A 13,164-nucleotide genomic window follows, 5' to 3' on the forward strand; every position below is an offset into this window, starting at 1 on the left:
TGCCAGAGCCGGCGTCCTGGCATCCGCCCCGCACCTTCGCGCTGCGGGTGGTCAATTACTAACCAAAGGTGCGCTGGCTGGGAATGACCTTTTAGCTATAAGCCGTAACCTAATCGAAATGAAATGGCGATAAACCGCCGCTGGAATGCCGTCACTGCGGCTTGTTGAGACGCAGTCAAACTTTATTCGGAGGGGGTCGTGCTGCTGGTCAATCCGACCAAAGGCAGGCAACTTCCTTCCGCTAGCCAATGGATTCAACGATGTCCGCGATGCAACAACTCATCCTCACCTGTCCCAAGGGTCTCGAGACCCTGCTGCTGGAGGAGGCCCAGGGCCTCGGCCTGCAGGAAGCCCGCAGCCAGACCGCGGCGGTGCGCGGCGAGGCGAGCCTCGCGGATGCCTATCGCCTGTGCCTCTGGTCGCGCCTGGCCAACCGGGTATTGCTGGTGCTGGCCCGTTTCCCGGTGGAAGATCCCCAGGCGCTGTACCTGGGCGTGCATGGCGTGGAGTGGGAAGAGCACCTGACGCCCACCGGCACCCTGGCGGTAGGCTTCAGCGGTCAGGGCGCCGGCATCGACAACACCCATTTCGGCGCGCTCAAGGTCAAGGACGCCATCGTCGATCGCCTTCGTGAGCGCACCGGGCAGCGTCCTACCATCGACAAGCTCGCGCCAGACCTGCGGGTGCATCTGCACCTGGAGCGTGGTCAGGCCATCCTGTCACTGGATCTGTCCGGCCAGAGTCTGCACCAGCGTGGCTATCGCCTGCAGCAGGGGGCGGCGCCGCTCAAGGAGAACCTGGCGGCCGCGGTCCTCATCCGTGCCGGCTGGCCGGCTCTGGCGGCGGCTGGCGGAGCGCTCGCCGACCCCATGTGCGGGGTAGGCACCTTCCTGGTCGAGGCCGGCCTGATGGCGGCGGACATAGCGCCGAACCTGCGTCGCGAGCGTTGGGGCTTTTCCGCCTGGCTGGGGCATGTGCCCGCCCTGTGGCAACAGCTGCATCAGGAAGCCGAGGCACGTGCGGCCGCCGGCCTGGCCAAGACGCCGCTGTGGATCCGTGGCTACGAAGCCGATCCGCGGCTGATCCAGCCGGCGCGCAACAATATCGAGCGGGCCGGCCTGTCCGACTGGATCAAGGTCTATCAGGGCGAAGTGGCCAGCTTCGAGCCGCGTCCCGACAAGGCACAGACCGGTCTGGTGATCTGCAACCCGCCCTATGGCGAGCGCCTGGGCGATGAGGCCAGCCTGCTGTACCTCTACCAGAATCTCGGCGAGCGCCTGCGGCAGGCCTGCCTCGGCTGGCGCGCGGGGGTCTTCACCGGTGCGCCCGAACTGGGCAAGCGCATGGGCATCCGCAGCCACAAGCAATACGCCTTCTGGAACGGCGCCTTGCCCTGCAAGCTGCTGATGTTCGAGGTCGAGACCCGTCAGTTCGTGACCGGCAGCCGCAGCGGCGAGCGTTCGTCCACGGCCCAGGCGGCGGAGCCGCCCAAGCTGAGCGAAGGCGGGCAGATGTTCGCCAACCGCCTGCAGAAGAACCTCAAGCAGCTCGGCAAATGGGCACGCAATCAGGGCGTGCAGTGCTATCGGCTCTATGATGCCGACATGCCCGAGTACGCGGTGGCCGTGGATCTCTATGGTGACCGGGTGCACGTGCAGGAGTACGCGCCGCCACGCTCCATCGATCCGGAAAAGGCCCAGGCGCGGCTGCTCGATGCCCTGGCAGCCATTCCCCAGGCCTTGAACATCGATCCGTCGCTGGTGGTGGTCAAGCGGCGCGAGCGGCAGAGTGGCACCAAGCAGTACGAGCGTCAGGCCGCCCAGGGTGAATTCCTGCAGGTGGAGGAGGCGGGCGCCAAACTGCTGGTCAACCTCACCGACTACCTGGACACCGGTCTGTTCCTGGATCACCGCCCGCTGCGGTTGCGCCTGCGCCAGGAAGCCCAGGGCAAGAGATTCCTCAACCTGTTCTGCTACACCGGCGCCGCTACCGTGCAGGCTGCGGTAGGGGGGGCGCGCAGCACCACCAGCGTCGACCTTTCGCGGACCTACCTGGACTGGGCCCGGCGCAACCTGGCGCTCAATGGTTTCTCTGAGCGTCACCGCCTGGAGCAGGGCGATGTGCTGCACTGGCTGGAGAACGATCGCGGCGAATACGATCTGATCTTCGTCGACCCACCAACCTTCTCCAACTCCAAGCGGTTGGAAGGCGTATTCGATGTTCAGCGCGATCATGTCGGCCTCATCGATTCGGCCATGGCCCACCTGAGCCGCAATGGAGCGCTGTACTTCTCCAACAACTTCCGCAAGTTCGAGTTGGACGAAAGCCTCAGCGAGCGCTATCGCGTCGAGGAGATCACCGCCAGCACCCTGGATCCGGATTTCGCACGCAATCCCAAGATCCACCGGGCCTGGCGTCTGACCCTGCAGTGACGCCAAGCGGCTGAACTGTCGCTGAACGGACCCGGCATCGAGCCGTTCAGCCTGTGATCCGGCGCAATCCAGCCTTCTCTCGGGAACGCCCGGCCAGCCCATGCCGTCCACAATGACGGCGCGGCGCTGGGTCGTGCCTGGCGGGACGAGGAGGGACAGGTTTTACAATGCTGGTTTCATTGCAGGCTCTCAGGGCCCTGGCTGCCTGGCTGGTGGTCTTTCATCACTTCATGCAGGTGTTCTTCGATTTCCACGCCGACAGTCTTGGCGGCCACCTGCTTTCCACGCGTGGGCAGGTCGGAGTCGACATCTTCTTCGTGCTCAGCGGCTTCGTGATCTACCTGTCCACCGCAGGACGACCGCTCAGGCGCAGCACCTTCCTCTGGCATCGCATCGCCCGCATCGTCCCGGCCTACTGGCTGTACACCGCGGTGACCGCGCTGATCCTCTACCTGGCCAGCGACGTCATGCCGATCTACGGGGTCGCCGCGCGTGAACTGCTGCTCTCGCTGTTCTTCATCCCAAGCGAGAATCCGGCCGGTTTCGGCCACTATCCGATCCTGCCGGTAGGCTGGACGCTCAATTTCGAGATGCTGTTCTATCTGCTCTTCGCGCTGTCCTTTGGCGTGGCCGAGCGCTGGCGCATCGGCGTGGTCAGCCTGCTGGTGATCCTGGTCAGCCTGGTGCTGGCCCGTGAGTCTTTCGTCAGCAGCTTCTATCGCAATCCGATCATCTTCGAATTCCTGCTCGGCGTGGGCCTGGCCGCGCTCTATCGGCGCGGTGCCTTGCAAGGGCCCAAGCCACTGGCGCTGCTGGCTGCACTGGCGGCTCTCACCTGCCTGGTGAGCTTCCCGGCCGACCATCCCTGGCGCCTGCTCACCTGGGGCGTGCCCAGCGCGGTGCTGGTTGGCGCCTGCGTGATCCTGGAGCCCTGGTTTGCCGGTTCACGCCTGTGCAAGGCGCTGGGGGATTGGTCCTATTCGGTCTACCTGGTACACGTCATCGTGCTCTGGCTGGGCGACTACTGGCTGCACCAGCAGTGGGGCTTCAACCCCTACCAGACCCTGGCGGTCTGCCTGCCGGTGATCCTGCTGCTGGCCTGGGCCAGCTATGAGTGGATCGAGCGTCGCCTGTCCCGCACCCTGCGCCAGCTGGGTGAGCGCCTGGCGGGACGGCGTCCGCAATGGGTGGCCAGTCAGTAGGCGGTGCTTTCGGGTGCGGTCAGTTCGGGTTCCAGGGCCCGGCCTTCCGCCGCGGAGCGTTGCGCGGTCTCCAGCAAGGCCATGAGGGCGCAGGCCTGAGAGGGTGATACGGGATTGGCCGCACGCCCGGCAAGGGCCTCGACCAGCGCCAGGTAATAGCGCCGATGATCGCCGGCAGGCGTGGGCAGCGCCCGGCGCGCGCCGTCGGCGCCGATCAGCCAACCTGGATCGGGATCCTGACCCCACTCGGGTCCACCCGGACGAACGCCTGCCTTGAGGGCATCTTCCTGGCGATCCGCGCCTGCCTTGATCCAGCTGCCGCCAGTGCCCTGGGCAAGGAAACGGGGTACGCCACCGGCGGCCAGCATGCCGGCTCTCAGGGTCACCTGGCGGGCGCCGTAGTCCAGTTGCACCTGGAACCAGTCATCGGTAAGGGCGCCGGGTCGTTGCCGCACCAGATTCGCCTGCAGGCGCCGCGGCAGACCGAACAGGCAGAGTGCCTGATCCAGCAGGTGGGGACCCAGGTCGAACCAGAGGCCACTGCCGGGCAGATCCGCCTCTCGCCAGCGGTTTCGCACCTCGGGACGAAAGCGTTCGATCCGGGACTCCAGGCTGGTCAATTCACCCAGAGCTCCACTGGCGAGTACCTCCTGCAATCCGAGGAAATCACTGTCCCAGCGCCGATTCTGGAACACCGACAGCAACCGCCCGGCCTGGTCGGCTTCCTGGGACAGCTGCCGCGCTTCGGCGAGGGTGACGGTAAAGGGCTTGTCGACCACCACGTGCTTGCCCGCCGCCAAAGCGGCGCTGGCGAGGGGCGCATGGGTCTGGTTGGGGGAGGCGATGACCACCAGGTCGATGGCCGGATCCTGCACGGCGGCCAGGTAATCCGCCGTCACCCGTACCTCGGGCAGGTCGGCGTGCACACGCTCGGCGTCCCGCGAGGCCACCAGTTCCAGCGCAAGGCCTGGGATCGAACGCAGCAGTGGGCCGTGGAAGGTCTGACCGACGAAACCATAGCCGATCAGGGCGACGCGAAGGGGAGAAGGCATGGAGCATCCTTTTTGCCGGGCTGAAAAAGACCGGGGCCGCTCGATGAGCGGCCCCGGTCGTATGCTGAAGCCAGAGGTTGCCTTACTTCAACTCGTGATCGTGAGCCAGTTGCTCCCGTTCAAGGAATTCGTCCTGCCGCAAGGAATCCTTGAACTCTTCGGAGTCCTCTAGGGCAAGGGGGTCGTTGAGTTCGCCGCCGGAAAGGCGCTTCTTCTCCAATTTGCCAGACAGGTGGGTGATGGCTCGCAGCAACTTGTCCGCTGCGCCATCCACTGCCAGGTCGAGGGACTCGGCCTTGTGGGTGACCGAGAGGGGTTGATGGCCCTTGATGCGCGCTTCCATTTGGCAGCGCTTGTCCTGGGCGCCGGACTTGCCGGCGTTTTCGTCGTTGAGGTGCACCTCGACGCGGGTCAGGAGTTCGTCGAAACGATCCAGGCGGTCTTCCACCACGGACGTCACCCAATTCTGCAAACCGGCGCTGCCTTCGATGTTGTGGTCACTGTTGACTTGAACTTGCATGCGGCTTCCTCTTTTTGACGGGCCTGACCATTGGATGAGGCCGGTCAGGCCGAGGTTCAAGGCTGTTCGTCTGGTGCTCGTGTCACCCGATGTTTCCTTCTGGCAGTGTCTAGGCGCGTCGTAGCTATCGGTAAACGACGTTCAGGTCGCGGGTCGCTGGCGTTTTGCCCTCATCCACTGATAATGCGCGACCTTTCATCGTCCGTCGCAGTGGGGATCGCCAATGCCAGATGCGCTCACGCGTGGCCACAGTTTCGCCCGGCGGCTTTGGCTGCCCCGAGCGGTTGGCCTGTTGCTCAGCCTGAGCTGCATCGTCTCGGTCCAGATCACCCAGCCGGTATCCGTCGGCCTGTGGATCCTGCTGCTGGCCAATGCGCTGCTGTGGTCGCCGCTGGCCTATCTGCGCGCCGTCCGCGCCCGGGATCCCTATCGCGCCGAGTTGAGCAACCTGTTGCTGGATTGTGGCTCGGCGGGCTTCTGGGTGGCGAGCATGGGCTTCAACCTCCTGCCCAGCGTGACCCTGCTCGCCATGACCAGCCTCAACATGCTGGGCGCCGGTGGCCTGGTGTTCTGGCGCCGCGGCCTGCTCGCGCAGTTGGCCGGCATCCTCATCGGCCTGGTCGTGCTGCGCCACCCGGTCGCCATCCAGACCTCGACGGCGCAGATCTATGCCTGCCTGCCGATGATCATTGCCTATCCCTGGGCCCTGGGGCTGGTGAGCTTTCGCCTGGCGCAGCAGCTGTCCCGGCGCAAGCAGGAGCTGGAGCTGATCAGCAAGCAGGACGGCATGACCGGCCTGCACAACCGAACGCACTGGGATCAGCTGCTGCAGCGTGAATTCGCCCGCTGCAAGCGCAGTGGCGCCGATGCCAGCCTGGTGATGATCGACCTGGACAACTTCAAGCTGGTCAACGACCGCTTTGGCCATCAGGCGGGCGACGAGGTGCTCCGTCAGTTTTCCAGTCTGCTGGCACGGACCATCCGGACCAGTGATCTCGCCGGTCGTTTCGGCGGCGATGAATTCGGTATCCTGTTGCCCGATACCTCGCCCGAGCGAGCCTTGGATCTGATTCGCCGCCTGCAGGAGCGTTTGCAGGAGATGCAGGCGGGTAGCCCCGGCGAGCGCCAGCACGTACGTGTCGGCATGAGCTGCGGCATCGCCGGCTTCGACCGGGCCTACGATGACGTGGCCCACTGGCTGCAGGCGGCCGACTTCGCCCTCTACCGGGCCAAGGCCCAGGGTCGCGGACGGGCGGAGGTGGCCGACCCCCAAGGAGTGCTGGCATGACCCCGGCGATAGAACTGCTCAAGAAAAGCCAGGTGCCTCACGAGGTGCTGAGCTACCACCATGACCCCAAGGCCGCGTCCTATGGTCTGGAAGCCGTCGAAAAGCTCGGCCTGGCGGCAGCAACGGTATTCAAGACCCTGTTGGCCGTGAGCGAAAAGCACGAGCTGCTGGTGGCCATCGTGCCGGTCGCCGGTACCCTGGACCTAAAGGCCCTGGCCCAGGCCGCGGGGGTGAAGAAGCTGGAGATGGCCAAGCCTGATCAGGCCCAGCGCAGCACCGGCTATCTGGTGGGCGGGATCAGCCCGCTGGGGCAAAAGAAGCGGCTGCGTACCTTCATCGACGAGTCCGCGGCGGAATTGGCCAACATTCATGTCAGTGCGGGGCGCCGCGGGTTGGAAGTGGCCCTGGCACCGGCGGACCTCGCCCGATTGCTGGACGCGCCTTTCGTACCGATCGGCAAGGCCTGAGACGTAGGTTGATGCTGAGCGCAGCGAAGCCCAACGATGTAAAGGGCCAGCTGTGTTTTGTTGGGCTTCGCTGTGCTCAGCCCAACCTACGCCCTGAGTCTCGATGGGGTGAAAAATCGCCTGGCGTTTCTCACCCCTTCGTTCGCTAGGCTACCCCGTAGCTGTCACGCAACTGCTGCCGATAGCGCTGGTAAGCCGCTTCGTACTCGGCGACCCGGGCGGAATCCGGTTCGGCGCGGCTGGCCGGGTCCAGGTGCACGCAGCGCTCGGTAAGGCTGTCCAGCGACTCCGGGCGGCCCTGTTCACGACTCCAGCACCAGGCGGCCTGCAGGGCGCCGCCCAGGGCGGCGGCTTCGCCGTGGACCGGGCAGACCACCGGGGTGTTCATCAGATCGGCGATCAGCTGCCGCCACACCGGGCTCTTGGCACCCCCGCCGATGAGTCTCAGGGTGTCACCGGGCATGCCCAGGTCGCGTAGCAGATCGAAGCCATATCTCAGGGCGAAGCTGACCCCCTCGACCACCGCCCGGCACAGGTTGGCGCGGGTCAGGTTGGTGGCGGTGAGGCCGTGCAGGCTGGCGGTCGCCGTCGGTAGCGCCGGTACCCGTTCGCCATTGAGGAAGGGCAGCATCAGCACCCCCTCGGCCCCGATGGGCGACTCCGCGACCAGGCGGGTGAATTCGGCCAGATCCAGGCCGAGCAGTTCGCGGATCTGGCCGCTGGCATTGGTCAGGTTCATGGTGCAGATCAGCGGCAGCCAGCCGCCGTTGGACGAGCAGAAGCCCGCCACCGCCGGATGATCGCTGATACGCGGTTCGTCGGAGTAGCCATAGAGGGTACCCGAGGTACCCAGGCTCAGGGTGATCTGGCCGGCACGGCTGTTGCCGGTGCCCAGCGCGCCCATCATGTTGTCGCCGCCGCCGCTGGAGACTAGCGCCTGGGGATTGATGCCCAGCTGGCTGGCGACCTCCGGCCGTAGGCGACCGACCGGCTGGTCGGCCTCGATCAGCTCCGGCAGGGCACGTTCCAGACGACCGCTGGGGTCGATATGGCGCAGCAGTTCCAGGTCGTATTGGCGCGTTCGTACGTTGAAATAGCCGGTGCCCGAGGCATCGCCGTATTCCGCCACGGCGCGACCGGTCAGCCAGAAGTTCAGGTAATCGTGGGGCAGCAGCACCCGGGCGATCTGGTCGAACACCTCCGGGTGCTGTTCCTTGGTCCAGAGCAGCTTGGAGACGGTATAGCCCGGCGCGATGGCCAGGCCCAGGCGCTCGATGGACCCTTCCACGCCGCCGAGGTGTTCCAGCAGCCGCTCGTTTTCCGGGGTGGACTCGGTGTCGCACCAGAGTTTGGCCGGACGCAGCACCTTGCCGCTGTCGTCGAGCAGCACCAGACCATGCTGCTGGCCGGACACACCGACGCCAAGAATGTCCTGGCCATCGCTGCCGGCTTGAGCCAGGGCCGCGCGGGTGGCGGCCACCAGTGCCCGAATCCAGTCCGCCGGATTCTGTTCGCGGCGGCCATTGGCGCCTTCGGTCGAGGGGTGAGGCGCACTGCCTTCGCCCAGTACTACTCCGCGCTCGACATCCAGGATCACCGCCTTGGTGCCCTGGGTGCCGCAGTCGATCCCGAGAAACTTCATGCCTGGCCGCTCCTTGTCGTTATTAGTCGCCGAGCAGGGTCTGCAGGGTGGCGCTGACCCCATGGGTCCGCAAGTTGTACAGCTGTCGTTCGAAGGCGGCAACGAAGGCGGCGGATTTCGGGATGTGCTTGCCGAAGATTTCCTCGGCGCCCAGCAGGCGTTCGGTGAGATTCTTCTGATCCTGCACCAGCTCCTCGCAGTAGTTGGCCCGTGGATCGGGGATGCGATAGGTCGCGCCGGTCTCGTCCACACCGCGCAGATAGACCGCCCAGGCAGCTACCACCAACGCCGCGCGATCCATGGCTTGGTCGTCCTCGATCAGGCGATTGATGGTCGGCACGGTGAACTTGGGAAACTTCGAGGAACCATCGGAGCAGACCCGCTCCAGCTGGTCGGCGATGGCGCGGTTGGAGAAGCGCTCGATCAGGGTGTCCTTGTACTGGTCCAGGTCGATGCCGGGTACCGGTGCCAGCTGGGGCGTCACGTCCTCGTCCATGTAGGTGCGGATGTAGCGTACGAACAGCGGATCGGCCATGGTCTCGTGGACGAAGCGATAGCCCTTGAGGAAGCCCAGGTAGGTGAGGGCGAGGTGGCTGCCGTTGAGCAGCTTGATCTTCATCTCCTCGTAGGGGGTTACGTCGTCGGTGAACTGCACGCCGACGTCCTCCCAGGCCGGACGACCGGCGACGAAGCTGTCTTCCAGCACCCACTGCAGGAAGGGCTCGCAGACCACCGGCCAGGCGTCCTCGACGCCGTGCTCGGCCAGCAGGGCCTCGCGATGGGCGGCACTGGTCATGGGGGTGATGCGATCGACCATGGCATTGGGGAAGCTGACCTGCTCCGCGATCCAGCCGTGCAGGTCTTCATCCACCAGCGCGGCATAGGCCAGCAGGGCCTTGCGGGTGACCTGGCCGTTGTGCGGAAGGTTGTCACAGGACATCACGGTGAAGGGGCCGGTGCCCTCGGCGCGGCGCTTGGCCAGGGCCGCCAGCAGGAAGCCGAAGACGCTGCGCGGATCACCGGGATGCTGCAGGTCGTGCTGGATCAGCGGCAGCTTGAAGTTGAATTCGCCGGTGCTGTCATCCATGCAGTAGCCGCCCTCGGTAATGGTGAGGGAGACGATGCGGGTACTGGGATGGGCCAGCTTGTCGATCAGCGTCTGGGTGCCGTCTTCGGCCAGCAGCATGCCGCTGATGGCGCCGACGACGCGGACCTCGGTGTCCGGCTCGTCGGCCAGCACCACCTGGGTGTAGAGATAGTCCTGGCCGGCCAGGGCGTCGCGCATGGCACGGTCTTCGGCGCGCAGCCCGACGCCGCAGATGCTCCAGTCCAGGTTGCGGCCCTGGTTGAGCAGGGCTTCGGTGTAGATGGCCTGGTGCGCCCGGTGGAAGCCACCGACACCGATATGGACGATGCCCTGGCGCAGCTGGCAGGCGGCGTAGGCGGGCTTGGCGATGTGTGCGGGAAGCTGGTCGAGATTCTGGCGATTGAGTTTCATGAGAGGGATCCTGGCAGAAGGCGCCCCTGGTCATGGTCGGCCATGACCAGGAGAGAAGGTGAGATCAGGCGGCCTGGCGCAGCAGTGGCGCCACGGCGCGGCCCTGTTCGTCGAACAGGTGGCAGAACTCGACGTCCAGCGCCAGGCGCTGGCGTTCGCCATAGGCCACGGCGCAGTCGCCGGGTACCCGCACGGTCAGTGGCTCTTCGGCCTCGGTGACCATGTGGCAATAGGTGTCGCTGCCCAGTCGCTCGGCCACGTCGGTGATCACCGGCAGCTGGCCGTCGGCGGCCAGCCGCAGGTGTTCCGGACGAATGCCCAGGGTCACCGGACTGCCGACCGCGAGCCCGGCGCCCTGGCGTGGCAGTCGCATGCGCGGTCCCGCAGCCAGCGCCACCTCGACGCCCTGAGCATCGGTGGCCACCACCTGGCCCTTGAGAAAGGCCATCTTCGGCGTGCCGAGAAAGCCGGCGACGAAGAGATTGGCCGGATGGTGATAGAGCTCCAGCGGCGAGCCGACCTGCTCGACCCGCCCGCCATTGAGTACCACCACCTTGGTGGCGAGGGTCATGGCCTCCACCTGGTCGTGGGTCACGTAGATCATGGTGGCCTGCAGCTCCTGATGCAGCCGTGCCAGTTCCAGGCGCATCTGCACGCGCAAGGCGGCGTCCAGGTTGGACAGCGGCTCGTCGAACAGGAAGATCTTTGGCTGGCGGACGATGGCGCGGCCGATGGCCACCCGCTGGCGCTGACCGCCGGAGAGCTGGCGCGGCTTGCGCTCCAGCAGGGGCGTCAGTTCGAGGATGCGCGCCGCGTCGCTGACCTTGCGCTCCACTTCCTGCTTGTCGACCTTGGCCAGGTCCAGGGCGAAGGAGAGATTCTTGCGTACGCTCATGTGTGGATAGAGGGCATAGGTCTGGAACACCATCGCCAGGTCGCGCTTGGCCGGCGAGACCTCGGTGATGTCGCGCCCGTCCAGTTCCAGGGTGCCGCTGGTGACCTCTTCCAGCCCGGCGATGAGGCGCAGCAGGGTGGACTTGCCGCAACCCGAGGGCCCGACGAAGACCACGAATTCGCGGTCGTTGATGTCCAGGTCCACACCCTTGATGATTTCCAGCGAGTCGAAGCCCTTGCGCAGGCTGCGGATTTTCAGATTGGCCATGACAGGAATCCTCTTGTTATTTGAGCCGTCGCTGCGCGTCGCGAGCGAAGGCGAGACGCCGGATCGGCAAGCGCAGTAGCGCAGCGACGGCTCATTTCACGGCGCCGAAGGACAGGCCGCGCACCAGTTGTTTCTGGCTGATCCAGCCGAAGATCAGGATGGGGGCGCAGGCCAGCGTCGAGACGGCGGACAGCTTGGCCCAGAACAGTCCCTGGGGACTGGAGTAGGAGGCGATCAGGGCGGTCAGCGGCGCGGCGTTGGACGAGGTCAGGTTGAGCGACCAGAAGGCCTCGTTCCAGCACAGGATCAGCGACAGCAGCATGGTGGAGGCGATGCCGCCCTTGCTGATCGGCAGCAGCACCCGGACGATTTCCTGGTAGGTGGTGGCGCCATCCAGGCGTGCCGCCTCGAGGATGTCCTTGGGTATGTCCTTGAAGTAGGTATAGACCATCCAGACCACGATCGGCAGGTTGATCAGCGTGTAGATGGCGATCAGCAACAGCCGGCTGTCGAGCAGCTCGAACTGCTTGGCCAGCAGGTAGATGGGCACCAGTACCCCGACCGCCGGCAGCATCTTGGTAGAGAGCATCCACAGGAGCAGGCGCTGGGTGTTCTTGGTCTCGTGGAAAGCCATGGAATAGGCCGCCGGTAGCGCCAGCAACAGACTCAGCAGGGTGGCGCCAAAGGAGATCACCACCGAATTCAGCGCGAAGTGGAAGTAGTCGCTGCGTGCCTGGATGGTCAGGTAGTTCTCCAGCGTGGGCATGAAGAAGAACTGCGGCGGCGTGGCGAAGGCGTCGATCTCGGTCTTGAAGCTGGTCAGCACCATCCAGAAGATCGGGAAGAACAGCACCAGTGCCACCAGCCAGGCGAGCAGGCCCAGCAGCAGGCTCTGCAGGCGCCGGGATTGCTTGAGCGTCAGCATGTCGGGGTCCTCACTGTTGGGTCAGGTTCTTGCCAAGCATCCGCACCAGGATGATGGCGGCGATGTTGGCGATGAGCACGGCGATCAGGCCGCCGGCGGAAGCCAGGCCAACGTCGAACTGCAGCAGGGCCTGGTTGTAGATCAGGTAGGCCAGGTTGGTGGAGGCGAAGCCCGGGCCGCCGCTGGTGGTGGTGTAGATCTCGGCGAACACCGACAGCAGGAAGATGGTCTCTATCATCACCACCACGGCGATCGGCCGGGCCAGGTGCGGCAGGGTCAGGTGCCAGAAGATGGCGACCGGACCGGCACCGTCGAGGCGGGCCGCTTCCTTCTGTTCCTGGTCCAGCGACTGCATGGCGGTCATCAGGATGAGAATGGCGAAGGGCAGCCACTGCCAGGAGACGATCAGGATGATCGACAGCAGCGGATGAGTGGCCAGCCAGTCCACCGGGGTAGCCCCGAACAGCTTCCAGATCGCCGCGAGAATGCCGGAGACCGGATGGAAGATCAGGTTCTTCCAGATCAGGGCGCTGACCGTGGGCATGATGAAGAAGGGCGAGATCAGCAGGACCCGGACGATGCCGCGTCCGAAGAACTCGCTGGCCTCCAGCAGCGCCGAGATCAGCACGCCGAAGACCACGCTGATCAGCAGCACGCTGCCCACCAGCAGCAGGGTGTTGGTCATGCCGGGCCAGAAGCCGGCATCGGTGACGAAGTATTCGAAGTTCTCCAGTCCGACGAAGGCGTGCTCGCCCGGATAGAGCAGGTTGTAGCGGATCAGCGAGAACCAGATGGTCATTCCCAGGGGCACCAGCATCCACACCAGCAGCAGGGCCACCGAAGGACTGATCAGGAACCAGCCGGGACCGGCACGGCGGCGTTGACGACGGGCTGGAGCGGTGGGGGTATCGACGGCGGGCGTCTTGAGCGTGGAGGTCTGCATGGCGATGCTCCGCAAGGCAGGAGGCCGTGACGA

At 65.4% G+C, this 13,164-nt stretch carries 11 protein-coding genes; 4 read left to right on the plus strand and 7 right to left on the minus strand.

Annotated elements, in window-relative coordinates; genetic code table 11:
- Positions 1-260 precede the first annotated feature (260 nt).
- Positions 261-2,432, plus strand: a complete 2,172-nt coding sequence (rlmKL, locus tag PJ259_RS00195) for a bifunctional 23S rRNA (guanine(2069)-N(7))-methyltransferase RlmK/23S rRNA (guanine(2445)-N(2))-methyltransferase RlmL (protein WP_271654305.1) — start codon at positions 261-263, stop codon at positions 2,430-2,432.
- A 167-nt stretch (positions 2,433-2,599) separates the two neighbouring features.
- Complete coding sequence (locus tag PJ259_RS00200) at positions 2,600-3,634, plus strand: acyltransferase family protein (protein ID WP_059314165.1); 1,035 nt, start codon at positions 2,600-2,602, stop codon at positions 3,632-3,634.
- Here the strand turns inward: PJ259_RS00200 and PJ259_RS00205 are convergent.
- Positions 3,628-4,686, minus strand: a complete 1,059-nt coding sequence (locus tag PJ259_RS00205) for an oxidoreductase (RefSeq protein ID WP_271654306.1) — start codon at positions 4,684-4,686, stop codon at positions 3,628-3,630. The genes PJ259_RS00200 and PJ259_RS00205 overlap by 7 nt on opposite strands.
- A gap of 82 nt (positions 4,687-4,768) precedes the next feature.
- Positions 4,769-5,206: an HPF/RaiA family ribosome-associated protein gene (locus PJ259_RS00210; RefSeq protein ID WP_017638924.1), complete on the minus strand. Its 438-nt coding sequence runs from the start codon at positions 5,204-5,206 to the stop codon at positions 4,769-4,771.
- A gap of 223 nt (positions 5,207-5,429) precedes the next feature.
- Here PJ259_RS00210 and PJ259_RS00215 point away from each other — a divergent pair, with 223 nt between their 5' ends.
- Together PJ259_RS00215 and ybaK are read left to right on the plus strand one after the other, a co-directional pair.
- Positions 5,430-6,494 carry a diguanylate cyclase gene (locus PJ259_RS00215; protein WP_059314167.1) on the plus strand — a complete coding sequence of 355 codons (1,065 nt, stop codon included), beginning with the start codon at positions 5,430-5,432 and terminating at the stop codon, positions 6,492-6,494.
- Positions 6,491-6,961 (plus strand): Cys-tRNA(Pro) deacylase, encoded by a 471-nt coding sequence (gene ybaK, locus PJ259_RS00220; RefSeq protein ID WP_271654307.1) that lies wholly within the window; start codon positions 6,491-6,493, stop codon positions 6,959-6,961. The genes PJ259_RS00215 and ybaK overlap by 4 nt, the downstream gene beginning before the upstream one ends.
- Positions 6,962-7,106: 145 nt before the next feature.
- Here the strand turns inward: ybaK and xylB are convergent, their stop codons facing one another.
- The 5 genes from xylB to PJ259_RS00245 form a co-directional block, all read right to left on the minus strand.
- The gene (gene xylB, locus PJ259_RS00225; RefSeq protein ID WP_271654308.1) at positions 7,107-8,603 is read right to left on the minus strand and encodes a xylulokinase; all 1,497 of its coding nucleotides are present in this window, start codon (positions 8,601-8,603) and stop codon (positions 7,107-7,109) included.
- Between the two features lie 22 nt (positions 8,604-8,625).
- On the minus strand, positions 8,626-10,101 hold the full coding sequence (locus tag PJ259_RS00230; protein ID WP_271654309.1) for a mannitol dehydrogenase family protein: 1,476 nt from the start codon (positions 10,099-10,101) through the stop codon (positions 8,626-8,628).
- A gap of 64 nt (positions 10,102-10,165) precedes the next feature.
- Positions 10,166-11,263 (minus strand): ABC transporter ATP-binding protein, encoded by a 1,098-nt coding sequence (locus PJ259_RS00235; protein ID WP_271654310.1) that lies wholly within the window; start codon positions 11,261-11,263, stop codon positions 10,166-10,168.
- 91 nt (positions 11,264-11,354) lie between these two features.
- Positions 11,355-12,188, minus strand: a complete 834-nt coding sequence (locus PJ259_RS00240; RefSeq protein WP_059314172.1) for a carbohydrate ABC transporter permease — start codon at positions 12,186-12,188, stop codon at positions 11,355-11,357.
- Positions 12,189-12,198: 10 nt separating this feature from the next.
- Complete coding sequence (locus PJ259_RS00245; RefSeq protein ID WP_271654311.1) at positions 12,199-13,131, minus strand: carbohydrate ABC transporter permease; 933 nt, start codon at positions 13,129-13,131, stop codon at positions 12,199-12,201.
- Positions 13,132-13,164 lie beyond the last annotated feature (33 nt).

Source organism: Pseudomonas sp. JBR1 (assembly GCF_028198185.1).
GTDB lineage: Bacteria > Pseudomonadota > Gammaproteobacteria > Pseudomonadales > Pseudomonadaceae > Chryseomonas > Chryseomonas oryzihabitans_E.